The 25790-nt window shown below is 67.5% G+C and carries 21 protein-coding genes; 18 read left to right on the forward strand and 3 right to left on the reverse strand.

Features of this window, described 5'->3' with window-relative positions:
- Window positions 1-14 precede the first annotated feature (14 nt).
- Window positions 15-1307, reverse strand: a complete 1293-nt coding sequence (locus GNX71_RS21900) for a branched-chain amino acid ABC transporter substrate-binding protein (protein ID WP_206174361.1) — start codon at window positions 1305-1307, stop codon at window positions 15-17.
- Window positions 1308-1431: 124 nt separating this feature from the next.
- Here GNX71_RS21900 and GNX71_RS21905 point away from each other — a divergent pair, with 124 nt between their 5' ends.
- Entirely contained in the window at window positions 1432-1803 is a 372-nt protein-coding gene (locus GNX71_RS21905; protein WP_206174362.1) for an Hsp20/alpha crystallin family protein, read from the forward strand.
- A gap of 77 nt (window positions 1804-1880) precedes the next feature.
- Here GNX71_RS21905 and tsaD read toward each other — a convergent pair whose 3' ends face one another.
- A complete protein-coding gene (tsaD, locus tag GNX71_RS21910) occupies window positions 1881-2942 on the reverse strand; it encodes a tRNA (adenosine(37)-N6)-threonylcarbamoyltransferase complex transferase subunit TsaD (RefSeq protein ID WP_206174363.1) in 1062 nt (353 codons plus the stop codon).
- Between the two features lie 92 nt (window positions 2943-3034).
- On the opposite strand from tsaD, the gene GNX71_RS21915 reads away from it, so the two are divergent.
- The 10 genes from GNX71_RS21915 to cobA all read left to right on the forward strand — a co-directional run bounded on the left by GNX71_RS21915 (window position 3035) and on the right by cobA (window position 16118).
- Window positions 3035-4336 (forward strand): nitrate regulatory protein, encoded by a 1302-nt coding sequence (locus tag GNX71_RS21915; RefSeq protein WP_206174364.1) that lies wholly within the window; start codon window positions 3035-3037, stop codon window positions 4334-4336.
- A gap of 334 nt (window positions 4337-4670) precedes the next feature.
- Window positions 4671-5915 carry a CmpA/NrtA family ABC transporter substrate-binding protein gene (locus GNX71_RS21920; protein ID WP_206174365.1) on the forward strand — a complete coding sequence of 415 codons (1245 nt, stop codon included), beginning with the start codon at window positions 4671-4673 and terminating at the stop codon, window positions 5913-5915.
- A 13-nt stretch (window positions 5916-5928) separates the two neighbouring features.
- Window positions 5929-6867: a nitrate ABC transporter permease gene (gene ntrB / locus GNX71_RS21925; RefSeq protein WP_206174366.1), complete on the forward strand. Its 939-nt coding sequence runs from the start codon at window positions 5929-5931 to the stop codon at window positions 6865-6867.
- Window positions 6864-7673, forward strand: coding sequence for an ABC transporter ATP-binding protein (locus tag GNX71_RS21930; protein ID WP_206174367.1), 810 nt, complete (start codon window positions 6864-6866; stop codon window positions 7671-7673). The genes ntrB and GNX71_RS21930 overlap by 4 nt, the downstream gene beginning before the upstream one ends.
- A gap of 104 nt (window positions 7674-7777) precedes the next feature.
- The gene (nirB, locus tag GNX71_RS21935) at window positions 7778-10210 is read left to right on the forward strand and encodes a nitrite reductase large subunit NirB (RefSeq protein WP_206174368.1); all 2433 of its coding nucleotides are present in this window, start codon (window positions 7778-7780) and stop codon (window positions 10208-10210) included.
- Between the two features lie 19 nt (window positions 10211-10229).
- Window positions 10230-11009, forward strand: a complete 780-nt coding sequence (locus GNX71_RS21940; RefSeq protein ID WP_206174369.1) for a type IV pili methyl-accepting chemotaxis transducer N-terminal domain-containing protein — start codon at window positions 10230-10232, stop codon at window positions 11007-11009.
- Between the two features lie 9 nt (window positions 11010-11018).
- Entirely contained in the window at window positions 11019-11423 is a 405-nt protein-coding gene (nirD, locus tag GNX71_RS21945; protein WP_206174370.1) for a nitrite reductase small subunit NirD, read from the forward strand.
- 7 nt (window positions 11424-11430) lie between these two features.
- A complete protein-coding gene (locus GNX71_RS21950) occupies window positions 11431-14238 on the forward strand; it encodes a nitrate reductase (RefSeq protein WP_241027016.1) in 2808 nt (935 codons plus the stop codon).
- A 177-nt stretch (window positions 14239-14415) separates the two neighbouring features.
- Window positions 14416-15321 (forward strand): DNA-binding protein YbiB, encoded by a 906-nt coding sequence (gene ybiB, locus GNX71_RS21955; protein WP_206174371.1) that lies wholly within the window; start codon window positions 14416-14418, stop codon window positions 15319-15321.
- Window positions 15318-16118, forward strand: a complete 801-nt coding sequence (gene cobA / locus GNX71_RS21960; protein WP_206174372.1) for a uroporphyrinogen-III C-methyltransferase — start codon at window positions 15318-15320, stop codon at window positions 16116-16118. The genes ybiB and cobA overlap by 4 nt, the downstream gene beginning before the upstream one ends.
- A 3-nt stretch (window positions 16119-16121) precedes the next feature.
- On the opposite strand, the gene GNX71_RS21965 is transcribed toward cobA, so the two are convergent.
- Window positions 16122-17204 carry a hypothetical protein gene (locus GNX71_RS21965; protein ID WP_206174373.1) on the reverse strand — a complete coding sequence of 361 codons (1083 nt, stop codon included), beginning with the start codon at window positions 17202-17204 and terminating at the stop codon, window positions 16122-16124.
- Window positions 17205-17426: 222 nt separating this feature from the next.
- Here GNX71_RS21965 and pilQ point away from each other — a divergent pair, with 222 nt between their 5' ends.
- The 7 genes from pilQ (at window position 17427) to GNX71_RS22000 (ending at window position 25786) form a co-directional block, all read left to right on the forward strand.
- Entirely contained in the window at window positions 17427-19520 is a 2094-nt protein-coding gene (gene pilQ / locus GNX71_RS21970; protein WP_206174374.1) for a type IV pilus secretin family protein, read from the forward strand.
- 113 nt (window positions 19521-19633) lie between these two features.
- Window positions 19634-20659, forward strand: a complete 1026-nt coding sequence (locus GNX71_RS21975) for an ABC transporter ATP-binding protein (protein WP_206174375.1) — start codon at window positions 19634-19636, stop codon at window positions 20657-20659.
- 56 nt (window positions 20660-20715) lie between these two features.
- Window positions 20716-21984, forward strand: a complete 1269-nt coding sequence (locus GNX71_RS21980) for an extracellular solute-binding protein (protein ID WP_206174376.1) — start codon at window positions 20716-20718, stop codon at window positions 21982-21984.
- Between the two features lie 16 nt (window positions 21985-22000).
- Window positions 22001-22918, forward strand: coding sequence for an ABC transporter permease (locus tag GNX71_RS21985; protein WP_206174377.1), 918 nt, complete (start codon window positions 22001-22003; stop codon window positions 22916-22918).
- A 2-nt stretch (window positions 22919-22920) separates the two neighbouring features.
- On the forward strand, window positions 22921-23811 hold the full coding sequence (locus GNX71_RS21990) for an ABC transporter permease (protein ID WP_206174378.1): 891 nt from the start codon (window positions 22921-22923) through the stop codon (window positions 23809-23811).
- A gap of 62 nt (window positions 23812-23873) precedes the next feature.
- Entirely contained in the window at window positions 23874-24998 is a 1125-nt protein-coding gene (locus GNX71_RS21995) for a sterol desaturase family protein (RefSeq protein ID WP_206174379.1), read from the forward strand.
- The gene (locus GNX71_RS22000; RefSeq protein ID WP_206174380.1) at window positions 24995-25786 is read left to right on the forward strand and encodes a YaeF family permuted papain-like enzyme; all 792 of its coding nucleotides are present in this window, start codon (window positions 24995-24997) and stop codon (window positions 25784-25786) included. Before GNX71_RS21995 ends, GNX71_RS22000 begins: the two co-directional genes overlap by 4 nt.
- The last annotated feature ends 4 nt before the right edge of the window (window positions 25787-25790 follow it).

Here is a 25790-nt window from a genome sequence, read left to right on the forward strand (position 1 = left end):
CGTCCTGTTCGTCGTCATTGGGGGCGTTTCATCTTGCACGAAGTCGGCAGTTCGGCGCGCTCCGGGGCGATCGTCTTGATCACGCGGAAGCCGTAGCCCGAGCCTTCGACATCGAACTGCACGCCGGGCTTGCCCTGCCGGTCCATCACGCCGACCACGAGCTGCTGCTGGAACTGGTGGTCCGCCGCGCGCATGCGGCCGCGCTGGCCGTACAGGCTCACATCGGCCTGCTCCAGCGCGCGTGCCAACGGCACGGCATCGACGCTGCCCGCACGCTCGACGGCCTGCGCGAGCGACTCGACGAGCAGCTGCATCCGCATGTGCACATAGTCGTCCGCGGGCTTCGGAAAGCGCGCACGGAACGCGCGGTAGAAGGCCTCCGACTGCACGGTCTGCACGTTGGGCAGCCAGTCGGCCACCGCCACCACGCGGCCGATGCCCGCATCGCCGATGGCCGCGGGCGCGCCGAGCGCGTTGCCGTAGAAGGTATAGAAGCTGCCGTTGAAGCCCGCCTCGCGCGCCGCCTTCACGAGCAGCGTGAGGTCGTTGCCCCAGTTGCCGGTGAACACCGCCTGCGCGCCGCTCGCGAGGATCTTGGTGGCGTAGGGCGCGAAGTCCTTCACCTTGCCCATCGGGTGCAGTTCGTCGCCGACGATCTCCACATCGGGCCGCTGCACGCCGAGCTGCCGGCGCACCTCGCGCAGCACCGACTGGCCGAAGCTGTAGTCCTGCCCGATCAGGTAGGCGCGCTTGAGCGCGGTGTCGTCCTTCACCACGTCCATCAGCGCAGCCACGCGCATGTCGGCATGGGCGTCGAAGCGGAAGTGCCAGAAGCTGCAGCGCTCGTTGGTCAGCACCGGATCGACCGCCGCGTAGTTCAGGAAGATCACGCGCCGCGCGGGGTCGCGCTCGTTGTTCTTGTCGATGGCATCGACCAGCGCCGCCGCGGTGGCCGACGAGTTGCCCTGCAGCACGACGCGCGCGCCGTCGTCCATGGCCGCGCGCAACGCGGAGAGCGCTTCTTCGTTCTGGCCCTTGCTGTCGTAGCGGTCCAGCTGCAGCGGACGCGCGCCGCCGGGCAGCTTCACGCCGCCGCGCGCGTTGACGCGCTCCACCGCCCACAGCAGGTTGCGGAATACCGCCTCGCCCGTGTTCGCGAAGGGCCCGCTCATGCTTTCGATCAAGGCCAGACGGATGGGTGCAGGTGGCGCGACAGGCGCTTGCGCGAGCCCGGCGAAGGGCCTCGCGCATAGCGCCAGCGCCGCGAATTTCAAGGCCTGGCGGCGCCAAATAAAGGGGGGAGTCATCGTCTTGAAACGCGTGCGGCTGCGCCTAGATGAGGTGTCAAGCGGCACTCAGGATTGAATGGCCGCGCAGTGTAAGGGACACACATTCCTTGTCCTCATTGTGTTCATTCAGGAGCTTTTCATCATGTTTTTCGCACCCACGATCCGCACCACCCGCTTCGTTCCCCGCTCGCAGGACCGCGCCTTCGAACGCTTCGTGAACGACGCCTTCGCCGCACCCCGCCGCTCGCCGCTGGTGGAGCAGGATGACAAGAGCTGGACCCTCTCGCTGGATGTGCCGGGCCTCTCGCGCGAAGACCTCGCGATCAGCATCGAAGGCCCCGTGGTCCGCATCGACAGCAAGGCCGAAGCCAAGCGCCAGTTCAAGGCGGCCTACGAGCTGCCGCAGGACATCGACGTTGCGGCGAGCGAAGCCAAGCTGGAAAACGGCGTGCTCACGCTGAAGCTCGGCAAGCTCGCGCCTGTGAGCCAGGCCTCGCAATTGCAGATCAGCTAAGGCGACCTCGACTGGCTGAAACGGCCAGGTCTTGATGCGACGTGCTGCCCTGCCTTTGCAGGGCGGCACGCGCCGCTTTACACAGCCTCAGGCAGCGGCTGCGCCTCGGCCGCCAGCGAGGCCATCGGCCATCGCGGCTTGACGTCGAAGGCGTAGCGCTCGCTGGCCTGCGACAGGCCCGATTGCAGGCGCATCGCGGCGGCCATGGCGATCATGGCGCCGTTGTCGGTGCACAGGTGCAGCTCGGGGTAGTGCACGCGCACCTTGCGCTTGGCACATGCCGCGTTCAGTTGCTCACGCAAATTCTTGTTCGCGCCCACCCCGCCGGCCACCACTAGGCGCTTGAGCCCGGTCTGGTCGAGCGCAGCGAGCGACTTCTTCAGCAGCACCTCGACGATGGCCGCCTGCGTGGACGCCGCCAGATCGGCCTTGTTCGCCTCGAGCTGGTCGCCGAGCTTCTTGGCCTGCGTGAGCACGGCCGTTTTCAGGCCGGCAAATGAAAAATCGAGATCACCGCTGTGCAGCAGCGGCCGCGGTAGCTTGAATGCCGTCGCGCTGCCGCCTTCGGCCAATTTGGCGAGCCACGGGCCGCCGGGATACGGCAGGCCCATGAGCTTGGCGCTCTTGTCGAAGGCTTCGCCGGCCGCATCGTCGATGGTTTCGCCGAGCAGTTCGTAGCGACCGACGCCGTCGACCCGCATCAGTTGCGTGTGGCCGCCCGACACCAGCAGCGCGACGAAAGGGAACTCAGGCGGATCGGCGCTCAAAAACGGCGACAGCAAATGCCCTTCGAGGTGATGCACCCCCAGCACCGGCTTGCCGAGCGCCACGCCCAGCGCGCAAGCCACGCCCGCGCCTACGAGCAACGCACCCGCAAGCCCCGGCCCGCGCGTATAGGCCACCACGTCGATCTCTTTCAGCGAGCGCCCGGCCTCGGCCATCACGGCTTCGGTCAGCGGCAGCACGCGGCGGATGTGGTCGCGGCTGGCCAGTTCGGGCACCACGCCGCCGTAGGCCTGGTGCATGGCGATCTGACTGTGCAGCGCGTGCGAAAGCAGCACCGGCAGCGCGTCGCCGTGCGATTCGACCAGCGCCACGCCGGTCTCGTCGCAGGATGATTCGATTCCCAACAAGAGCATCCCGCGAGTGTAGGTGGCGCCTGCGAGGGTCGCCCGCGAAGGGGCAAGGCACGGATGTTGCAGCGACGGTGTGTTCTCTTTTTCCACCCACCATGAAATCCGGCCTGCACTTCCTGATCGCTGCCCGCCAGTGCGAAATCGACGAGCTCGACCAGCTCGCCCGCACCAGCGAGCTGGTCGGCCTGATCGGCCGGCTGGTGCATGCGCTGCAGCGCGAGCGCGGCATGTCGAACGTATTCCTCGCCTCGCGCGGCCGTCGCTTTGCCGACCAGCGCGATCCGCAGATTGCCGAATGCCAGGCGCTCGAGCAGACGGTGCGCAACGGCTTCGACCAGCTGGAGACCGAGGCCCGCCAGCGCGCCAGTGCCGGCAACAGCGCGCGCCTGTTCAGCCGCATCGCCTGGGTGCTGCCGGGACTGGACGCCCTGCCCGCACTGCGCGGCCGCATCGGCGCGCTCGAGCTCGCGCCGGCAGAGGCCACCGCAGCCTTTGCCAAGCTCGTCGCCGGCCTGCTGGCCGTGGTGTTCGAGGCGGCCGACGGCGCCACCGACCCCGAGATTTCGCGGCTGCTGGTCGCGATGTTCAACTTCATGCAGGGCAAGGAGTTCGCGGGCCAGGAGCGCGCCTTTGGCGCCGCCACGCTGGCGCTGGGCCGCGGCAACGAGGCGCAGCGCGCGCAATGGCTGCATCTCATCGAATCGCAGGAGCGGTGCTTTCACGTCTTCACCGATTTCTCGAGCGAAGAAGTGCTGGCGCTCTGGCGCGAGAGCGAGGCCGATGCCACCATGGCCGAGCTCGAACGGCTGCGCCGCGTCGGCACCACGCTGGCCGCTCCGGCCGCATCCCCCACCGCTCCGTCCGATGCGCAGCACAGCCAGCTGAGCCAGAGCTGGTTCGACTGCTGCACGCGCCGCATCGATGCCATGCGCACGGTCGAAGACCGCCTCGCGGCCGACCTGCGCGCCCTGTGCAATCGCAAGACCGCACAGGCGCGCACCGATCTCTCGGCCTACCAGCAACTGATCGGCACGCTGGCGCCCCAACAGTCCGGCGGCGCGCTGTTCTTCGACGATGCCGGCACCCAGGCCGTGACCCCCGCCCCGTACGGCCGCGGGCTGGAGCGCTCGGTGCTCGACATGGTGCAGGCGCAGTCGCAGCGCCTGCAGGCCATGAGCGACGAGCTGCAGACCGTGCGCGCCTCGCTCAACGAGCGCAAGGTGGTCGAGCGCGCCAAGGGCCTCCTGATGGCGCACCGGCGCCTGAGCGAGGACGAGGCCCACAAGATGCTGCGCCAGACCGCCATGAACCAGAAGCGCCGGCTGGTCGACGTGGCCGAGTCGATGCTCGCCATGGCCGACTACCTGCCGATGCCGGATGCCCGTGCGCCGCGCTGAAAGCGTTTCAACTTGGTGCAATGCACAAAAACGTGCTTTCGATGGCTGGTGAAACCCGGCGGCGCTTCTCCCTGCACGCACCGTGCGCTCGCGCTCCTTTTTCGATAGCACTGCACACCCCGCAACCACTGGCACGCAGTTTGCGTAAGTGAGTACATAAGACCTTCGTGGTCTTCAGGCAGGCGGCACCCAACGGCGGGTGCCACCCACCGAACCGGACAAAGGCGTCCCCATCCCGCAAGGGCTCTCGTTCGCGAGCAGCCCCTGCGCGGTCGGGACGCCTTTTTTGTTTTCGACTTTGCTTTTTTTCGTTCTTCAACCGGAGCCCGCCCTCATGACCGACCTGCTGAAAACCCGCCTCAGCCGCCGCCGCGTACTGCAAGCCGCCGCCATCGGCGCCGTGGGCATCGACCCCGCGCTGCGCGCCGCCGTCTGGGCCCAGGGCTCCGACAAGCCTGAAAAAGAAGAAGTGAAGATCGGCTTCATCCCGCTGACCGACTGCGCCAGCGTGGTGATGGCCTCGGTGCTCGGCATCGACAAGAAATACGGCGTGAAGATCGTCCCCAGCAAGGAAGCCAGCTGGGCCGGCGTGCGTGACAAGCTCTCCAACGGCGACCTCGACATGGCGCACGTGCTCTACGGCCTGGTCTACGGCATGCACCTGGGCCTGAGTGGCCCGAAGAAGGACATGGCCGTGCTCATGACCCTGAACAACAACGGCCAGGCCATCACGCTCTCGAAGAAGCTGTCCGACAAGGGCGCTGTCGATGCCGCGTCGCTCGCCAAGCTCATCGCCACCGAGAAGCGCGAATACACCTTCGCGCAGACCTTCCCCACCGGCACGCATGCCATGTGGCTCTACTACTGGCTCGCCTCGGCCGGCATCGATCCGTTCAAGGACGTGAAGAACATCACCGTGCCTCCCCCGCAAATGGTGGCCAACATGCGCGTGGGCAACATGGACGGCTACTGCGTGGGCGAGCCCTGGGGCCAGCGCGCGATCATGGACGGCATCGGCATCACCGCCATCACCACGCAGGACATCTGGAAGGACCACCCCGAGAAGGTGCTGGGCACCACCGCCGAGTTCACGAAGAAGTACCCCAACACCGCGCGCGCGGTGACCGCCGCGGTCCTCGAAGCCAGCAAGTGGATCGACACGGGCCTGCAGAACAAGAACAAGATGGCCGAGACCATCGCCGACAAGAGCTACGTCAACACCAGCGTGGACGCGATCAACCAGCGCATCCTGGGCCGCTACACCAACGGCCTGGGCAAGAGCTGGGACGACCCCAACCACATGAAGTTCTACAACGGCGGCGCGGTGAACTTCCCGTATCTCTCGGACGGCATGTGGTTCCTCACCCAGCACAAGCGCTGGGGCCTCTTGAAGGAGCACCCCGATTACCTGAAGGTGGCCACCGAGATCAACCGCATCGACATCTACAAGCAGGCCGCCGCCGCCACGCAGACGCCCGTGCCCAAGGAGGTGCTGCGCACCAGCAAGCTCTTCGACGGTTCCGTGTGGGACGGCAAGGACCCGAAGAAGTACGTCGAGTCCTTCAAGCTCCATGTCTGAGGAGAAACGCACCATGGTCAGCGCTGTTTTTCATTCGCCCCTGGATGCCTCGCTCCCTCTCCCGCGTGCGGGAGAGGGCCGGGGTGAGGGTGCTCCCCGTGTCGAGGCTGCCCCTCACCCCAACCCTCTCCCCAAAGGGGAGAGGGAGCAAAAACAACGCACGCCCATCGACCTGCGCGCCTTCTGGATGCGCGTGCTCCCGCCGCTCGCAGGCTTCGGCCTGCTGCTGCTGATCTGGGAGTTGGTCGCCATGAAAAGCACCACCGGCTTTCCCACGCCGCTCACGACCTGGCAGCAAGCGCTGACGGTGTTCAGCGATCCGTTCTACAGCAAGGGGCCGAACGACCAGGGCGTGGGCTGGAACGTGCTCTCGTCGCTGCAGCGCGTGGCGCTGGGCTTCGGCCTCGCGGCGCTGGTGGGCATTCCGGCGGGCTTCGCAATCGGGCGCTTCGAATTTCTTGCGCGCATGTTCAATCCGCTGATCAGCCTGATGCGCCCGGTGTCGCCGCTGGCCTGGCTGCCCATCGGACTTTTGGTGTTCAAGGGCGCGAACCCGGCGGCCATCTGGACCATCTTCATCTGCTCGATCTGGCCGATGGTGATCAACACCGCCGTGGGCGTGCAGCGCGTGCCGAGCGACTACATGAACGTGGCGAAGGTGCTGAATCTTTCCGAATGGAAGATCCTCACCAAGATCCTCTTCCCCGCCGTGCTGCCCTACATGCTCACCGGCGTGCGCCTGGCGGTCGGCACCGCGTGGCTCGTGATCGTCGCGGCCGAGATGCTGACCGGCGGCGTGGGCATCGGCTTCTGGGTGTGGGACGAGTGGAACAACCTCAACGTCGCCAACATCATCATCGCGATCTTCGTGATCGGCATCGTCGGGCTGGTGCTGGAGTTCGCGCTCATCAAGCTGGCCACTGCATTCACGTTCGAAGAGGTGAGGTCATGAACGACGATTCGAAGTACATCGAGATCCGCGACGTCGAGCAGCGCTTCAAGACGGCCAAGGGAAGTTTCCTCGCGCTGCGCGACATCAACCTGAACGTCGCCAAGGGCGAGTTCATCACGCTCATCGGGCACTCGGGCTGCGGCAAGTCGACGCTCTTGAACCTGATCGCCGGGCTGACCACGCCAACGCAGGGTGTGCTCCTTTGTGCGAACCGCGAGATCAAGGGACCGGGCCCGGAGCGCGCCGTCGTGTTCCAGAACCATTCGCTGCTGCCCTGGCTCACCTGCTTCGAGAACGTGTACCTCGCGGTCGAGCGCGTGTTCGCAGCGACCGAGAGCAAGGTGCAACTTCGCGAGCGCACCGATGCGGCATTGGCACTCGTCGGCCTCACGCCCGCCGCGCAGAAGCGCCCCGGTGAAATCTCCGGCGGCATGAAGCAGCGCGTGGGCATCGCGCGCGCGCTGTCGATGGAACCCAAGGTGCTGCTGATGGACGAGCCCTTCGGCGCCCTCGACGCCCTCACCCGCGCGAAGCTGCAGGACGAGTTGCTCGCCATCGTGCAGAAGACGCACAGCACCGTCGTCATGGTCACGCACGACGTCGACGAAGCCGTGCTGCTGAGCGACCGCATCGTGATGCTCACCAACGGCCCGGCCGCCACCATCGGCGACGTGCTCGCGGTGGACATCACGCGCCCGCGCAACCGCGTCGAGCTGGCGGAAGACCCGGCCTATGTGCATGCGCGCAAGGCGGTGATCGATTTCCTCTACACGCGCCAGGCGCATGTGGAGAAAACCGCGGCCTGACGCAGCGACAGCCGGCCGACCGGCGTCCACCCCACGACGACGGCGCGAGCTTCGGGCGCGCCGCGGGCTCTCGTTCGCTTGATTTCGAGGAAAGGTCCAGCCCCATGAAGAAAATGAAACTCGTGATGGTCGGCAACGGCATGGCCGGCGTGCGCACGCTCGAAGAGTTGCTGAAGATCGCGCCCGACCTGTACGACATCACCGTCTTCGGCGCCGAGCCGCACCCGAACTACAACCGCATCCTGTTGTCGCCGGTGCTCGCGGGCGAGCAGACGGTCGACGAGATCGTGCTCAACAGCTGGGAGTGGTACAGCGACAACCACATCACCCTGCACGCGGGCAAGAAGGTGGTGGAAGTCGACCGCGTCAAGCGCGTCGTGCGCGCCGAGGATGGCACCGAAGCCCCCTACGACCGCCTGCTGATGTGCACCGGCTCCAACCCCTTCATGCTGCCCGTCCCGGGCAAGGACCTGAAGGGCGTGATCGCCTACCGCGACATCGCCGACACCGACTACATGATCGAGACCGCGCGCACACACAAGAACGCGGTGGTCATCGGCGGCGGGTTGCTGGGCCTGGAAGCGGCCAACGGCCTGATGCTGCGCGGCATGAACGTGACCGTGGTGCACGTGATGCCCTGGCTCATGGAGCGCCAGCTCGACGACGTGGCGGGCAAGCTGCTGCAGAAGTCGCTCGAAGACCGGGGCCTCAAGTTCCTGATGGGTGCGCAGACGCAGGACATGGTCGGCAATGAAGACGGCCGCGTGAAGGCCATCCGCTTCAAGGACGGCACCGAGGTCGCGGCCGACCTCGTGGTCATGGCCGTGGGCATTCGCCCCAACGTCGAACTGGCCGAGAAGATGCGCCTGCACTGCAACCGCGGCATCGTCGTCACCGACACCATGCAGACCGTGACCGATGCGCGCATCTACTCGGTGGGCGAATGCGCGGCGCACCGTGGCATCGCCTACGGGCTGGTCGCGCCGCTGTTCGAGCAGGCCAAGGTCGCGGCCAACCACTTGGCGCAGTTCGGCATCGGCCGCTACCTGGGTTCGCTCACCTCCACCAAGCTCAAGGTGACGGGCATCGATCTCTTCAGCGCGGGCGAATTCATGGGCGGCGAAGGCACCGAGGAGATCGTGATGAGCGACCCCTTCGGCGGCGTCTACAAGAAGCTGGTGCTCAAGGACGACAAGCTGGTCGGCGCCTGCCTCTACGGCGACACGGTCGATGGCAGCTGGTACTTCAAGCTCCTGCGCGACGGCCGCAGCGTGCACGACATCCGCGACAAGCTGATGTTCGGCGAGTCGAACATCGGCGACACCGGGCACGAAGGCCACAGCAAGGCCGCGAGCATGCCCGACGATGCCGAGGTGTGCGGCTGCAACGGCGTGAACAAGGGCACCATCTGCAAGGCGATCAAGGACAAGGGCCTCTTCACGCTCGACGAGGTGAAGAAGCACACCAAGGCGAGCGCCAGCTGCGGCTCGTGCACCGGGCTGGTCGAGCAGATCCTGATGTTCACCGCCGGTGGCGACTACTCGGCCACGCCGAAGAAAAAGGCGATCTGCGGCTGCACCGACGTGAGCCACCAGGACGCGCGCGACGCGATCCGGAAGGACCACTACCTCACGCACGACGAGGTCTACCGCAACCTCGGCTGGCGCACGCCCAACGGCTGCGCCACCTGCCGCCCGGCCATCAACTACTACCTGATCAGCACCTGGGCCAAAGAGGCGAAGGACGATCCGCAGAGCCGCTTCATCAACGAGCGCAGCCACGCGAACATCCAGAAAGACGGCACCTATTCCGTCATTCCGCGCATGTGGGGCGGCCACACCACGCCCGACGAGCTGCGGCGCATTGCGGATGCGGCCGACAAGTACAAGATCCCGACCGTCAAGGTCACCGGCGGCCAGCGCATCGACCTGCTGGGCGTGAAGAAGGAAGACCTGGAAGGCGTGTGGAAGGACATCGGCATGCCCTCGGGCTTTGCCTATGCCAAGTCGCTGCGCACGGTGAAGACCTGCGTGGGCAGCGAGTGGTGCCGCTTCGGCACCCAAGACTCCACCCAGATGGGCAAGGACCTGGAGCGCGCGCTCTGGGCCATGTACTCGCCGCACAAGGTCAAGCTCGCCGTTTCGGGGTGCCCGCGCAACTGCGCCGAAGCCGGCATCAAGGACGTGGGCGTGATCGGCGTCGACTCGGGCTGGGAGCTCTACGTGGGCGGCAACGGCGGCATCAAGACCGAGGTGGCGCAGTTCCTCGTGAAGGTGAAGACGGCCGCCGAGGTGATGGAGTATTCGGGCGCCTTCCTGCAGCTCTACCGCGAGGAAGGCTGGTACCTGGAGCGCACGGTGCACTACATCGGCCGCGTGGGCCTCGACCACGTGAAGAAAAAGATCCTCGAAGACGCGGACGGCCGCAAGGCGCTCTGGGAGCGGCTGCAGTTCGCGCTCGACGGCGAGCCCGACCCGTGGTTCGAGTCGGCGCAGGCCTCGGTGGACGTGCGTCAGTTCACGCCGTTGACGGTTTGAACCGGACAAGGGAGAAAAATTGAGAAGAAGACTCTTCGTCGCGTCCTCCGCGTTGGCCGCCATCGGCGCCCGCGCGCAGGTGGCCGACCTCAATGACGCCATCAACAAGGCGGGCCGCCAGCGCATGCTGTCGCAGCGTGCGAGCAAGGCCTACCTCGCCCTCCTGCAGAAGGTGGAAATGCGCAACGCGCAGCAGGTGCTCGACAAATCGATCGCGCTGTTCGAGAAGCAACTGGGCGAGCTCAAGGCCTTTGCGCCGAGCCCCACGATCCGCGGCACATATGACGCGCTCGACGGCGCCTGGGGCGACTTCAAGCGCGAGCTGACCGGCGTCGTGCCCAGCAAGGAAGAAGCCGCCAAGGTCGTGAAGCTCGACGCCACGGTGCTCGGGCTCGCGAATCAGGGCACCGCGCAATACGAGGCCGCTTCGGGCAAGCCCGTGGGCCGGCTGGTCAACATCGCGGGGCGCCAGCGCATGCTGTCGCAGCGCATGGCCAAGTTCTACCTGGCCGGCGCAATGCAGATCGATGCGGCCGGCAGCGCGACCGAGATCGCGAAGTCGCGCGGCGAATTCCTCGCGGCGCTCGAAATCCTGCGCAGCGCACCCGAAGCCACCGAGCAGATCCGCCAGGAGCTGGTGCTGGCCGATGCGCAGTGGATGTTCTTCAACCGCGGGCTCCTGCGCCTGGAGGGTGCCGGCGCCTCGCCCGCCCTGATGTCCGATGTGTTCGTGACCAGCGAGAACCTGCTCGCGATCATGGACCGCGTGACGGGCCTGTACTCCGATCTCAAGACCTAGGAGCCCCTCATGAGCGAATGGAAAGCCATCTGCCGCATCGACGACATCCCCGTGCTCGGCGCCCGCCGCGTGGCGCGGCCCGCCGGTGTGGACGTCGCCGTGTTCCGCAATGCCGAGGACCAGGTCTTCGCGCTGCTGGACCGCTGCCCGCACAAGGCCGGCCCGCTGAGCCAGGGCATCGTGTTCGGCACCAGCGTGGCCTGTCCGCTGCACAACTGGACCATCGGGCTGGATGACGGCTGCGCCAAGTCGCCCGATGAAGGCTGCACGCCGAAGTTCGCGGTGAAGGTGGACGGCGGCGTGGTGCACCTGGACGCCGGCGAACTCGCGACGCACGCCATCGACCTGGAGCGCCCGGTCGCGGGGCCCAGGCCCTTCGCCACGATGGCGATCCTCTCCACAGAAGAAAGCTGAGCCGCCCATGGTGCAAGAGACGCGCTCCACCTGCCCCTATTGCGGCGTCGGGTGCGGCGTGATCATCGAATCCGACGGCGCGCAGATCACCGGCGTGCGCGGCGACCCCGACCACCCGGCCAACTTCGGGCGCCTCTGCACCAAGGGCTCGACGCTGCACCTCACGGCGAGCGCACCGGTGACGCGGCAGGCGCGACTCCTGCAGCCGATGCAGCGCATCGTGCGCGGGGAAGCGCCCATGGCCGTGTCGTGGAACACGGCGCTCGACAACGCCGCGGGCAAGTTCGCACAGGTCATCCAGGACCACGGGCCCGATGCGGTCGGCTTCTACATCTCGGGCCAGTTGCTCACCGAGGACTACTACGTCTTCAACAAGCTCGCCAAGGGTCTGGTCGGCACCAACAACGTCGACACCAACTCCCGCCTGTGCATGAGCAGCGCGGTGGCCGGCTACAAGCAGACGCTGGGCGCCGACGCCCCGCCGGCCTGCTACGACGACCTGAAGCACGCCGACTGCCTCTTCATCGTGGGCAGCAACACGGCGTGGGCGCACCCGATTCTTTTCCGTCGCATCGAGGACGCGAAGGCGGCGAACCCGGCGCTCAAGATCGTGGTGGCCGATCCGCGCCGCACCGACACGGTCGAGATCGCCGACCTGTTCCTGCCGATCCAGCCCGGCACCGATGTGATGCTGTTCAACGGCATGCTGCATCTGATGCTGTGGGAAGGCTGGACCGACGCGAAGTACATCGCCGAGCACACCAACGGCTTCGACGCGCTGAAGGCCACGGTGCGCGAATGCACGCCCGACAAGGTGGCGCAGGTCTGCGGCATTTCGAAGGACGACCTGCTCGCGGCCGCGCGGTTGTTCGCCACCTCGCCCGCCACGCTGAGCCTGTATTGCCAGGGCCTGAACCAGTCGTCCAGCGGCACCGCGAAGAACGCGGCGCTGATCAACCTGCACCTGGCCACCGGCCAGATCGGCAAGCCGGGCGCCGGCCCGTTCTCGCTCACCGGCCAACCCAATGCCATGGGCGGGCGCGAAGTGGGCGGCCTCGCCAACCTGCTGAGCGCGCACCGCGACCTGGCCAACCCCGCGCACCGCGCCGAGGTGGCCGCGCTCTGGGGCGTGCCCTCGGTGCCGGAGAAGCCGGGCAAGACCGCGGTCGAGATGTTCCAGGCCGCGGCCGACGGCGAGATCCGCGCGCTGTGGATCGCCTGCACCAACCCCGCCCAGTCGATGCCCGACCAGGCCACGGTGCGCCGCGCACTGGAGCGCGCCGAGTTCGTGGTGGTGCAGGAGGCCTTCTCCACCACCGCCACCTGTGCCTTCGCCGACCTGCTGCTGCCCGCCACCACCTGGGGCGAGAAGGACGGCAGCGTGACCAACAGCGAGCGCCGCATCTCGCGCGTGCGCCCAGCCATCGCCGCGCCGGGGGAAACGCGGCACGACTGGTCGATTGCCACCGACTTCGCGCGCCGGCTCGAATTGCGGCTCGGCCGCACGGGCGCGCTCTTTCCGTACGACACCGCCGAATCGGTCTGGAACGAACACCGCGAGACCACGCGCGGGCGCGACCTGGACATCACCGGCCTGAGCTACGCGATGCTCGACGACCTCGGCCCTCAGCAATGGCCCCTGAAGGAAGGCGAAACCACCGGCCGCGCGCGCCTGTACGAAGACGGCGTGTTCCCCACGCCCGACGGCCGCGCCCGTTTCGTCGACACGCCCTACACGCCGGTGGCCGAGGCCCGCGAGGCGCGTTACCCCTTCTCGCTCAACACCGGGCGCCTGCGCGACCAGTGGCACGGCATGAGCCGCACCGGCACCGCCCCGCGCCTGTTCGGCCACGTGGCCGAGCCCATGGTGCAGATGAATCCGCAGGACATGGCGCGGCGCCAGATCGGCGAAGGCGACCTAGTCCACCTGACATCGAAGCGCGGCTCGATCCTGCTGCCCGCGCGCGCCAGCGCCGAGATCGGCATGAGCCAGGCCTTCGTCGCGATGCACTGGGGCGAGGAGTACCTGAGCGGCTGCTCCTCGACCGGCACGCGGCTGGCCGGCATCAATGCGCTCACCACGCCCGCCTACTGCCCCACTTCGAAACAGCCCGAGCTCAAGCACACGGCGGTGAAGATCCTCAAGGCCGAGTTGCCATGGTCGCTGCTGGCGATGGGCTGGCTGCCGCCCGACGACGTGCTGGCGGCGCATCGCGCGCTGCAGCCGCTGATGGCGATGTTTCCGTTCGCCAACTGCGTGCCGTTCTCGGGCAGCACCAAGGACTCGGAAGGTGCGGAACGCAGCGGCCTGCTGTTCCGCGCGGCGGCGCACGATGCGCCGGCCGATGCGCTGCTGGCACAGATCGAAGCCCTGCTCGGCCTGCAAAGCGCCGACACCCTGCGCTACGCCGACAGCCGGCGCGGCCAGCGCCGCGCGGCACGGCTGGTGCGCCGCCCCGACCAGAGCGCTGCCCTCGAAGCCTTTCTGCTCGCGGGCGACACCAGCGCCGAGGCCTGGATCGCCACGCTGCTGCGGGAAGAACTGCCAGCGCAGAGCTACGGCCGCCTGCTGCTCTCGCCCGGCGCCCGCGCGCCGCTGGCGGTGCAATCGCGCGGGAAACCGGTCTGCACCTGCTTCAACGTGACCGATGTGGCGATCCGGACCGAGCTGGGTCGCTGCGGCGGCACGCCGGACGAACGGCTGGCTGCCCTGCAGGGAACGCTGAAATGCGGCACGAACTGCGGCTCGTGCATCCCGGAGCTCAAACGCATGATCCGCATGACGCCCGCCGAAGCGATGGCGGAGACCCCATGACCCCGCGTCCTGCTCCCTCCCCTCCCGGGGGAGGGCTGGGGTGGGGGCAAGCGGCGCATCCATCGCGCGCTCTGCCTGCCCCCACCCCAACCTTCCCCCCAAAGGGGGAAGGGGCAAAACCGGTGCATAAGCCGACTCACATTCCGGCATAAGCGTTGCAGGACAATCCGCCTACCCATGGGAATCAGCCAATACATCAAGGAAATCGGCCGCGGCGCGCGAGGCGCCAAGCCGCTCACGCGCGAACAGGCCACCGACCTGTTCAGCCAGGTGCTGGACGGCACCGTCACCGACCTGGAGATCGGCGGCTTCTGCCTCGCGATGCGCATCAAGGGCGAGACGCCCGAGGAGATGGCCGGTTTCCTCGACGCCACGCATGCGCGGCTGCACCATATTCCCGCCGGTGACCGCCCGCTCATCGTGCTGCCCAGCTACAACGGCGCGCGCAAGCTCCCGGTGCTCACCCCGCTGCTGGCGCTGCTGCTGGCCCGCGAAGGCCTGCCGGTGCTGGTGCACGGCAGCGCCACCGAAACGGCACGCGTGCTCGCCTCGAACGTGCTCGCCGCGCTCGATGTGCCGCCCATGGCCGCCATCGGCCCCATCGCCAACGGCACCGTGGGCTTCGCCGCGACCGAGCTGCTGAACCCCGCGCTCAAGCGCCTGCTCGACGTGCGCCGCGTCGTCGGCCTGCGCAACCCGGGCCACAGCGTGGTCAAGCTGATGCAGCCCACGGCCGGCCCCGCGGTGGTGGTGGCCAGCTACACCCACCCCGAATATGCGCGCGTCATGGCCGAGACCTTCGAGCTGATGGGCACCACCGCCCTGCTCTCGCGCGGCCTCGAAGGCGAGGTGGTCTCCGACCCGCGCCGCACCGCGCAGATCGACGGCTTCGTGCGCGGCGTGCGCACTGAACTGCAGGCGCAGGCCAGCGGCACCGCGGCCGAGGTGCCCGGGCTGCCCAAGGAAATCGACGTCGCCACCACGGCCGACTACACGCGACGCGTATTGAACGGCGAGCTTCCCGTGCCCGAAGCCATCGCCGCACAGGTCGGGCATATCAAGCAACTGGCATCCCACGCATGAAGAACGCATCCAATCTCATCACCGGCCGCTGCACGCTGGTAGGCGCCGGCCCCGGCGATCCGGAACTGCTGACCGTCAAGGCCGTCAAGGCGATCCAGGCCGCCACGGTGCTGCTGGTCGACGACCTCGTGAGCGACGAAGTCCTGGCCTATGCCCGCCCCGGCGCGCGCATCGTGCACGTGGGCAAGCGCGGCGGCTGCAAGAGCACGCCGCAGGCTTTCATCGAGCGGCTCATGATCACCGCGGTGCGCGAAGGCGAGACCGTGGTGCGCCTGAAGGGCGGCGACCCGTTCATCTTCGGCCGCGGCGGCGAAGAGATGGAGCACCTGCGCGAAGCCGGCATCGAATGCGCGGTGGTCAACGGCATCACCGCCGGCCTCGCGGCCGTGACCTCGCTGGGCGTGCCGCTCACCCACCGCGACCATGCACAGGGCGTGGTGTTCGTCACCGGCCATGCCAAGACCGGCGCGGGTGCGCAGGAAGATCCGACCGACTGGCGCGCGCTCGCCGCGATGGCGCACAACGCGCGCCTCACGCTGGTGATCTACATGGGCGTGGCGGGCGCCCGCCACATCGAGCGCGAGCTGCTGCACGGCCTGCCCGGCGACACGCCCGTGGCCGTGGTGCAGCACGCGAGCCTGCCGCACCAGCGCCACATCGCGACCACGCTCGACGGGCTGCAGGCGCGCATCGCCGAAGCCGGGCTCGCTAGCCCCGCGGTGATCGTGGTGGGCGACGTGCTGCGCGGACTGGCCGCGGCAGCGCTGCCTGTGGGCGCGGATCGCTTCGGCACCTAGTCCTCAAAAGCTTCCGACCAACCCGGGCCGCGCGCGCAAGGCGGCGGCGTCCGGCGCAGGGCTCCCGCGCAGCAGCACTGGCGTCCGGCTCCCGAGGCTGGCGACGAGCGCGATCCAGGCGATGGCCAGTTCGCCGTCGGCGGCGGCCAGGCGCTGCTGGTCGAGCATCAGGCCCTGGAAGTCTTCCAGCATCTGGACTTCCGACATTTCTCCGCGGCTCATCCGCAGCTTCGAACGCTCGAACTCGTCTTTCGCCTGGCGCGCCCGTCCGCTCGCATCGGCGGCCACCTCGTTCGATGCCTGCAGCCTGCGCAAGGCCTCGGCGACCTCCGCGCGGCCTTGCGCCACGACCTGTGGAAAAAGCGGCGCGCCAGGCAAATCCGCATCGGCTGACGGATCGCCCTCGCCGGCCTCTTCGGCGGCATCGATGGTGCCGCCGAGCAACGCCTGAGGCTCGATGCCGTACAGCGAGGCCGCGAGCTGGATGTCGTCGCGGTTCGCGAGCAGCACCGTGGGAACGGCCTGCGGCAGCGAGGCCGCGAAACGCGGCAGCCTGCGCTGCGCCACCTCGTCGGCGATCGCCTGGCTCAACGCTTCTTGCGACAGGCCGCAGCGCGCCACGAGAAAGGCGAAGTTCGCTTCACGCTGCGCATCGATCTTCTTCATCGCCGCCGCCGCGCCCGCTTCGCGGCGCTTCAACTCTTTGGCGAAGTCGTCGTGCAGCGCCGGGCTGGCCGCGACGAGCTGCGACTGCCGGCGCACCGCGGTGAGCGCGCTCTCGACGTAGGTCATGCGCAGCGTCTGGACGACCAGCGCGACATAAGCCGCCGAGACGCCGATCTCCGCGGCGGGCGCATCGAGATCGCTGCTGGCAGCCGCGCCGTGGCCGGCGTCGGCGATCAACGCGTTCAGCGTCTCGCTCCCGAAGGCCGACCACCAGGGACGCGCGCCGGGGCGCAATGCGGGCACCGCCACGGGCATCGCCTCCCGGTGCGCCATGGCGTAGCTCGCGCTCACGCCCGAGCCGGCGCAGGCGATGCCCAGCGCACCGACCAGCATCGCCACCATCGATCGACTCACCATCATTCGCTCGCTCCACGGGGATCCGGAAGCCGCGATGGTTCCCTGCAAATTCGGAGAAATCGGAGAAACGGCGAAGAGGCGGTGCCGAGCCCCATTGCATCCGTGCAACACAAGTTGCGATCCGTCGCGCTTCGGCAAGATTCCTCCCAGATTGGGCGAAACCATCCATCCGTCACAGGCAGGGCGCGCGTGTCGTTCGCGCCTCGCCTCACACGGAGAGAACCCATGAAGACTTGCCCGCGCTCGCCGAGCGTCTTGCGACCGCGACGATGGACCGGTGTTGCGATTCTTCTTTCGCTGGCCGCGATCGCCGCGCACGCGCAGAACGCCATCGAAGCCGTCACGAGCACCGCGAGGGGCGGCACGGAGCTGGTGCGCATCGACTTCAAGGAGCCGCTCGCCGCGCTGCCCACCGGCTTCGTCGTGCAGGAGCCGGCACGCATCGCGCTGGACTTTCCGGGCGTGACCAGCGCGGTCGGCCGCTCGGCCATCGAATTCAACACCGGCAACCTGCGCACCGCCAACGTCGTGCAGGCCGGCGAACGCTCGCGCGTGGTGCTGAACCTGCAGCGCGCAGCGACCTACCAGGCCGAGATCCAGGGGCGGTCGCTGCTGGTCTCGCTGCAGTCCGGAACAGGCCAGGCATCGAAGACGCCAGCCAATGCCGAGTTCGCCGAAGGCAGGCAGCGGCAGGTGACGCCGCTGCAGGACATCGATTTCCGCCGCGGCGGCGATGGCGCCGGGCGCGTGCTCATCGCTATGGGCAGCAGCCAGCTCGGCGTGGATGTGCGGCGCGAAGGCGCGACGCTGGTGGCCGAATTCATGCGGGCCTCGCTCCCGGAAGGGCTGCGACGACGTCTGGATGTTTCCGACTTCGGCACGGCCGTCGACACGGTGAGCGCGCAGCAGCTCGGCGACCGGGTGCGCCTGTCGATCACCGCGCACGGCGACTGGGAGCAGAGCGCCTACCAGGCGGACGACCAGTTCGTCATCGAGGTGCGCCCGCGCAAGACCGATCCGGCCAAGCTCACGCAGGGCACCGGCTACACCGGCGAGAAGCTCACGCTCAATTTCCAGAACGTCGACGTGCGCGCGCTGCTGCAGGTGATCGCGGATTTCACCGGCTTCAACGTGGTGACCTCCGACACGGTCTCGGGCGCCCTCACGCTGCGGCTCAAGGACGTGCCGTGGGACCAGGCGCTCGAAGTCATCCTGCAGGCGAAGAACCTGGGGCTGCGCAAGAACGGCAGCATCCTCTGGATCGCGCCGAAGGACGAAATCAACGCCAAGGAAAAGATCGAGCTGGAGGCGCAGGCCACCGTCGAGAACCTGGTGGCGCTGCGCACGCAGTCGTTCCAGCTCAACTACGCCAAGGCGGCGACGGTGGTCCAGAGCCTGACGGGCACCGGGAGCGGAAGCAGCGGTGGCGGCGCCACGGCCACGCGCCTCCTGAGCACGCGCGGCAGCGCGATCGCGGAGGTGCGCACGAACCAGCTCTTCGTCACCGACACACCGGCTCGCCTGGCCGAGGTGAGCGAGCTCATCCGCAAACTCGACGTGCCGGTGCGGCAGGTGCTGATCGAGGCGCGCATCGTCGAGGCCTCGGACACCTTCGGCAAGTCGCTCGGCGTGAAGCTGGGCGGCGGGGTCACCGGCAAGAACGCCTCCTTCGGCACCAGCCCCACGGGCACCGACAACGCCTTCACCTCATTCACCAACAGCAACTTCGTGAACCTGCCGGCCGGCGATGCGGGCGGCACGGGCAACAGCGCGGGGGCGTTCTCGCTGTCGCTCTTCAACTCGAGCTTCACGCGCATGCTGAACCTGGAGATCTCGGCGCTGGAGGCCGAGGGCAAGGGCCGGCTGGTGTCGAGCCCGCGGGTGGTGACGGCGGACCAGACCAAGGCGCTGATCGAACAGGGCGAGGAAATTCCCTACCAGCAAGCCACGTCGAGCGGCGCGACCTCCATCTCGTTCCGCAAGGCGGTGCTGAAGCTGGAGGTGACGCCGCAGATCACGCCGGAAGGCAACATCATCCTCACGCTGGACGTGAGCAAGGACGCGCGCGGCGTCACCACCTCGGCCGGCCCGGCGATCAACACCAAGCATGTGCAGACCGAGGTGCTGATCGACAACGGCGGCACCGTGGTGATCGGCGGCATCTTCGAGCTGACCGAGACCAACGACGAGTCGCGCGTGCCGGTGCTGGGCGAGGTGCCCTACCTGGGTGCGCTGTTCCGCTCGCGCGAGCGCGTGGTGAACAAGGTGGAGATGCTGGTGTTCATCACGCCGAAGATGATCGGGCGCCCGGGCACGTGACCCACGCGGCGCCCTGACACGGCGCACCGCAGGCCGCCCCGTTCCGGGGCACATGTGGCATGGAGCGTGCTTAGACCGTGCATGCCCGTCTCCAGCCCGTTTTTCGCCCGGCAATGAACGCCGTCGCCCCGCTTCCGCCCGCCGCGGTCGAGATCGTCGCGCTCAGCAAGCGCTACGCCCCCGGCACGCCGGCCGCCGTCGACGCGATCGACCTGCGCATCGCCAGCGGCAGTTATTGCTGCCTGCTGGGCCCCTCGGGCTGCGGCAAGAGCACCACGCTGCGCATGATCGCGGGCCACGAGTCGGTCACCAGCGGCGACATCCTGCTGGACAACCGCAACATCACCAACCTGCCGGCGGCCGCGCGCGGCACGGCGATGATGTTCCAGAGCTTCGCGCTGTTCCCGCACCTGTCGGCCACCGACAACGTGGCCTTCAGCCTCAAGATGAAAGGCGTCGGCAAGGCCGAGCGCCAGAAGCGTGCGCGCGACCTGCTGGCGCGCGTCGCCATGGGCCACCTGGCCGAGCGCAAGCCCGGCGAACTCTCCGGCGGCCAGCAGCAGCGCGTGGCGCTGGCGCGCGCGCTCATCACCGAGCCGCGCGTGCTGTTGCTGGACGAACCGCTCTCGGCGCTCGACCCGTTCCTGCGCATCCAGATGCGCGCGGAGCTGCGGCGCTGGCAGAAGGAGCTGGGCCTGACCTTCGTGCACGTCACGCACTCGCAGGAAGAAGCCATGGCGCTGGCCGACACGATGGTGGTGATGAACCACGGCGTGATCGAGCAGGTCGGCTCGCCGCACGAGATCTACAACCACCCCGTCAACGAATTCGTGGCGCGCTTCATGGGCGGCCACAACGTGATCGACACGCCCGCCGGGCCGATCGCGGTGCGCAACGACCACATGCGAATCGCGCCGGGCCCTGACACCAACGGCCTTGCCGCGGCGGTCACCGACGTCGAGTACCAGGGCACCTACGTGCTGCTCGGCCTGGCACTGGAAGCCGCCGCGCCGGAGCGCCGGAACGTGTCGGTGCTGCTGGGCGAAGCCGCGTTTCTCGCGAGCCCTTATGCGCAGGGCGAGACGGTTCGCCTGTCGTGGGCCGAGGCCGATGCGCGCGCACTCGCCGTGGCCCCCTGACCTTTTCTTTTCCCGCTTCCCCTTCGCCCACCACTTCTTTCTACGGAGACTCTGCCATGACCGACCCCATCGACTCGTCCACCGGCGTCAAGCGCCGCACCCTGCTGCAAGGCACCGCCGGCATCCTGGCCACGGGCATCGCGCCCTTCGTGCACGCACAGGAAAAGATCGTGCTGCGCTACCTGGGCACCGCGGTGAACCAGGACAAGGCCATCGCCGAGAAGTTCAAGGCCGACACCGGCATCGAGATCCAGTACGTGGCCGTGACCACCGACGACGTGACCAAGCGCGCCGTGACCGCGCCCAACAGCTTCGACCTGATCGACACCGAGTTCTTCTCGCTCAAGAAGATCGTGCCTACCGGCAACCTCAAGGGCATCGACACCAAGCGCGTGAAGAACGCCGCCAAGATCACCTCGCTCTTCACCAAGGGCGAGGTGGCCGGCAAGAAGGTCGGCGACCAGGGCACGGCGCCCATCAAGGTGATCTATCTCGAGGGCGAGAAGAGCAAGGCGTTCGCCAAGTCGCCGACGCAGTTCATGTCGCTGATTCCGACCACCTACAACGCCGACACGCTGGGCATTCGCCCCGACCTGATCAGGCGCCCGATCGGCTCGTGGGCTGAGCTGCTGAACCCCGAGTTCAAGGGCAAGGCCGCGATCCTGAACATTCCGTCGATCGGCATCATGGACGCCGCGATGGTGGTGGAGGCCAAGGGCATCCACAAGTACGCCGACAAGGGCAACATGACCAAGGCCGAGATCGACCTGACGATCAAGACCCTGATCGAGGCCAAGAAGGCCGGCCAGTTCCGCGCGCTGTGGAAGGACTTCAACGAGTCGGTCAACCTCATGGCGTCGGGCGAAGTGGTGATCCAGTCGATGTGGTCGCCTGCCGTCACGGCCGTGCGCGGCAAGGGCATCGACTGCACCTTCCAGCCCCTCAAGGAAGGCTACCGCGCCTGGGCCTCGGGCTTCGGCCTGCCGGCCACGCTCTCGGGCAAGAAGCTCGACGGTGCCTACGAGTTCATCAACTGGTTCCTGGACGGATGGGCCGGCGCGTACCTCAACCGCCAGGGCTACTACAGCGCCGTGCTCGACACCGCCAAGACCAAGATGGAAGCCTACGAGTGGGCCTACTGGATGGAAGGCAAGCCCGCCGCGCAGGACATCAAGAGCCCGCAGGGCGACGTGATCGCCAAGGCCGGTGCGGTGCGCGACGGCGGCAGCTACGAGCAGCGCATGGGCGGCATCGCGTGCTGGAACGCGGTGATGGACGAGAACGAGTACATGGTCCGCAAGTGGAACGAATTCGTCGCCGCCTGACCGCCCCCTCGATCCTGTGAGCGCTCCCGCCACCCGCGCATCCGTCGCCGCCGACCCGCTCCACACCGTGAAGGCGTGGTGGCAGGCCGCGCCGTTCGCGCTGGTGTTTCTTTTGTTCTTTTTGATTCCGCTGGCGCTGGTCGCGATGGTCAGCCTGTGGAATTTCAACGAGTACGAGCTGATCCCCGCGGTCACGCTGCGCAACTACCTCAGCCTGTTCGAAGGCTGCTCGCACCTCACCGACAACGGCGACCTGTGCGTCACGCTCAACACGTACCTGAGCACCTTCAAGTTCTGCGTGCTGGTGTGGGGCATCACGCTGCTCGTCGGTTTTTCGGTCGCGTACTTCCTCGCGTTCCATGTGCGCTCCTCGACCATGCAGACGGTGCTGTTCGTGCTGTGCACCGTGCCCTTCTGGACATCGAACGTGATCCGCATGATCTCGTGGGTGCCGCTCCTGGGGCGGAACGGCCTGGTCAACCAGGCGCTGATGGGTGCGGGCCTGGTGAACCAGCCGGTCGAGTGGCTGCTGTTCTCCGATTTCTCGGTGGTGCTGGCCTTCGTGCATCTCTACACGATGTTCATGATCGTGCCGATCTTCAACAGCATGATGCGCATCGACCGGTCGCTGCTCGAAGCGGCCAGCGACGCGGGCGCCTCGGACTGGCAGACGCTCTGGAACGTGGTGGTGCCGCTGTCGCGCACCGGCATCCTGATCGGCTCGATCTTCGTCATCACCATCGTGATGGGCGACTTCGTGACCATCGGCGTGATGGGTGGCCAGCAGATTGCGTCGATCGGCAAGATCATCCAGGTGCAGACCTCGCACCTGCAGTTTCCGCTGGCCGCGGCCAACGCGATGATCCTGCTGGCGGTGGTGCTGATGATCATCTGGGGGCTGACCCGGCTCGTAGATATTCGCAAGGAACTCTGACCATGCAGACGCCCATCAGCGCGCGGCGCGCCCCCGGCTTCTGGCCCCTGGCGATCGTGTTCGCCCTGTTCGTGCTGTTCCTCTACGGCCCGATGATCACGATCTTCGTGCTGAGTTTCCAGGGCCCCGAGGGCGGCCTGACCTTTCCGCTGCGCGGTGTCTCCCTGCACTGGTTCTACAAGCTGGCCGAGGGGCTGGGCACTGTCGACATCGGCGCGGCCTTCAGGCGCTCGCTGGCGCTGGGCGCCGTGGTGATGGCCTTCACCGTGGTGCTGTCGGTGTTGGCCGGGCTCGCATTCCGCAAGAAGCTCAAGGGCGGCAACGCGCTCTTCTTCGTGACGGTGGCGAGCCTGATCATGCCGTCGATCATCATTTCGCTCGGCATCGGTCTGCAGTTCCGGCTGCTGGACACCGGCATCAAGGGCGTGCTCACTGCGATGGGCGCCACCACGCTGCTCGAAGGCTACGGCACCGCGCTCGGCCTCTTCAGCTCGGCCCTCGGCGCGCACCTGACGTGGACCCTGCCTTTCGGCCTGCTCATCATGTTTGCGGTGTTCAACCGCTTCAACCCGGCGTATGAAGAGGCCGCGCGCGACCTCGGCGCCACGCCGTGGCAGGCCTTCCGCTTCGTGGTGCTGCCGCTGATCGGCCCGTCGGTCGTGGGCATCGGCATGTTCGGCTTCACGCTCTCGTGGGACGAGATCGCCCGCACCTCGCAGGCCATCGGCGACGTCAACACGTTGCCGCTCGAGCTGCAGGGGCTGACCTCGACGGTCACCACGCCGTCGATCTATGCATTGGGAACGGTGACCACCGTGGTCTCGCTGCTGGTCATGGGGGTGGCGCTGGGCGCGGCCTCGCTGCTGCGCCGACGCGCCATTCGGCCTATGTGAGTGTTTTCCTGCGGCCGCCTAAAATCGCGCTCCAACAAAGCGCAAGCGAGAGAGAGGCGGACATGCTCGACAAACTGAACGATTTCACGGGGAGCCACGGCGAGCTGCAGCGCGGTCGCGGCCTCGTCACCGGAACCATCGCCCTGAGCCTGGGCATCCTGTGCTTCCTCGGCGTGCTGGCCTTCCACTTTCCGCAGTACCTCACCACGCCCGAGCTGCGCAAGAGCTACAACGTCGACCTGATGCGCTACATCCTGCTCGCGGCGCTGGTCATCTCGGGCGGGCTCTCGCTGGTCAACATCATCTTCAACCGTTCGCGCTGGCTGTCGTCGGCCGCGTTCCTGCTGGTGGTGGCCTCGGCGCTGCTCGGCGGGCACAAGGTGCCGGTGCACGACTTCGCGGACAACACGCCGTACATCGGCCTGGACTGGTTCATCCTCGACCTGCTGGGTTCGTCGCTGATCTTCATCTTCATCGAGAAGCTGTTCGCGCTGCGCAAGGACCAACCCGTGTTCCGCGAAGAGTGGCAGACCGACTTCCACCACTTCGTGGTGAACCACATGATCGTGGGCTTCGTGCTGCTGGCCACCAACCTGATGGTGCACAAGCTCTTCGGCTGGGCCGCCAACGACGGCATCCGCGGCTGGGTGGGCAACCTGCCGTTCTGGGCGGGCATCCTGCTGATCATTCTGGTGGCCGACCTGGTGCAGTACTGGACCCACCGTGCCTACCACGAGGTGCCGGTGCTCTGGCGCCTGCACGCGGTGCACCACAGCGTGAAGAGCATGGACTGGATGGCCGGCTCGCGCCAGCACATCCTCGAACTGCTGATCACGCGCACGCTGGTGCTCGCGCCGATCTACGTGCTGGGCTTCAGCAAGGAAGTGATCGATGCGTACATCGTGGTGGTCGGCTTCCAGGCGGTGTTCAACCACTGCAACGTGAGCGTGCGGCTCGGCCCGCTGCGCTACATCATCGTGACGCCCAACTTCCACCACTGGCACCACAGCCAGGACATCGAGGCGCTCGACAAGAATTACGCGGCGCACTACGCCTTCCTCGACTACCTCTTCGGCACCGCGGTCAAGAGCACCAAGCTCTGGCCCGAGAAGTACGGCGTGCTGGGCGACTACGTGCCCAACGGCTTCTTCAAGCAGTTGAAGTTCCCGTTCGTCTGGAAAGGATGATGCGCGCCGCTCTTCGCGCCGCCGCGCTCGTGGCCGTGGCGGGTGCTGCGCTGCTGCTTTCGGCCTGCGCCACCCGGGTCGACCTGCCCTCCAAGAACTCGGGCCTGCGCCTCAGGGTACAGAGCTCGGTCATCGCGCCGGGCAACGGCGGCGAGCTCATCACCGCCAGCGCGCTGGAGCCCGGCGACATCCTGCTGAGCTCGATCGCCACGGTCAATTCCTTCGGCATCCGGCTGGGCACCTTCTCGCCGGTGAGCCATGCGCTGCTGTACCTGGGCGACGGGCTGATCGCCGAGGCCGTGGGCACCGGCGTGCGCGCGCGGCCGCTGGCCGACGTGGTGGCCGAGGAACAGATGGTGGTGGCCTTTCGCGTGCCGGGCCTCGATGCAGCGGGCGTCGCCAAGCTGCGCACCTGGGCCAATTCGCAGGTCGGCACCCGCTACAACACGACCGGCGTGCTGCTGAACGCGCCCTTCGTGCTGAACCGGCGCCTCTGCGAACTGCCGCTGATTCCTTCGTCGGTCAGCAATTTCTGCATCAGCGGCATGGCCATGGTGCAGCTGGGCGCGAGCCGCGACGACCAGTTCTTCTGCTCGCAGTTCGTGCTGGAGGCCTACCGCCAGGCGGGCCTGCCGATCACCGCGGCCGATCCGCGCTGGGTGAGCCCGGCCGACCTGCTGCACATGCGCGAGGGCGACGTGCCCTCCATCGCCGCGACGCAGCCGCTGCGCTACATCGGGCACCTCAAATACAACGCGCCGCCGATCCTGGCGGCGGATGGACCCTGACCGT

It is taken from the genome of Variovorax sp. RKNM96 (genome assembly GCF_017161115.1).
GTDB lineage: Bacteria > Pseudomonadota > Gammaproteobacteria > Burkholderiales > Burkholderiaceae_C > Variovorax.

Coding starts and splice junctions, on each gene's coding strand:
- nirB (WP_206174368.1), top strand. CDS start 7,778: ATGAAGAAAATGAAACTCGTGATGGTCGGCAACGGCATGGCCGGCGTG.
- GNX71_RS21965 (WP_206174373.1), bottom strand. CDS start 17,204: ATGATGGTGAGTCGATCGATGGTGGCGATGCTGGTCGGTGCGCTGGGC.
- GNX71_RS21905 (WP_206174362.1), top strand. CDS start 1,432: ATGTTTTTCGCACCCACGATCCGCACCACCCGCTTCGTTCCCCGCTCG.
- GNX71_RS21930 (WP_206174367.1), top strand. CDS start 6,864: ATGAACGACGATTCGAAGTACATCGAGATCCGCGACGTCGAGCAGCGC.
- GNX71_RS21990 (WP_206174378.1), top strand. CDS start 22,921: ATGCAGACGCCCATCAGCGCGCGGCGCGCCCCCGGCTTCTGGCCCCTG.
- GNX71_RS21950 (WP_241027016.1), top strand. CDS start 11,431: ATGGTGCAAGAGACGCGCTCCACCTGCCCCTATTGCGGCGTCGGGTGC.
- pilQ (WP_206174374.1), top strand. CDS start 17,427: ATGAAGACTTGCCCGCGCTCGCCGAGCGTCTTGCGACCGCGACGATGG.
- GNX71_RS21920 (WP_206174365.1), top strand. CDS start 4,671: ATGACCGACCTGCTGAAAACCCGCCTCAGCCGCCGCCGCGTACTGCAA.
- GNX71_RS21900 (WP_206174361.1), bottom strand. CDS start 1,307: ATGACTCCCCCCTTTATTTGGCGCCGCCAGGCCTTGAAATTCGCGGCG.
- GNX71_RS21915 (WP_206174364.1), top strand. CDS start 3,035: ATGAAATCCGGCCTGCACTTCCTGATCGCTGCCCGCCAGTGCGAAATC.
- nirD (WP_206174370.1), top strand. CDS start 11,019: ATGAGCGAATGGAAAGCCATCTGCCGCATCGACGACATCCCCGTGCTC.
- GNX71_RS22000 (WP_206174380.1), top strand. CDS start 24,995: ATGATGCGCGCCGCTCTTCGCGCCGCCGCGCTCGTGGCCGTGGCGGGT.
- GNX71_RS21980 (WP_206174376.1), top strand. CDS start 20,716: ATGACCGACCCCATCGACTCGTCCACCGGCGTCAAGCGCCGCACCCTG.
- GNX71_RS21995 (WP_206174379.1), top strand. CDS start 23,874: ATGCTCGACAAACTGAACGATTTCACGGGGAGCCACGGCGAGCTGCAG.
- ntrB (WP_206174366.1), top strand. CDS start 5,929: ATGGTCAGCGCTGTTTTTCATTCGCCCCTGGATGCCTCGCTCCCTCTC.
- tsaD (WP_206174363.1), bottom strand. CDS start 2,942: ATGCTCTTGTTGGGAATCGAATCATCCTGCGACGAGACCGGCGTGGCG.
- cobA (WP_206174372.1), top strand. CDS start 15,318: ATGAAGAACGCATCCAATCTCATCACCGGCCGCTGCACGCTGGTAGGC.
- GNX71_RS21975 (WP_206174375.1), top strand. CDS start 19,634: ATGAACGCCGTCGCCCCGCTTCCGCCCGCCGCGGTCGAGATCGTCGCG.
- ybiB (WP_206174371.1), top strand. CDS start 14,416: ATGGGAATCAGCCAATACATCAAGGAAATCGGCCGCGGCGCGCGAGGC.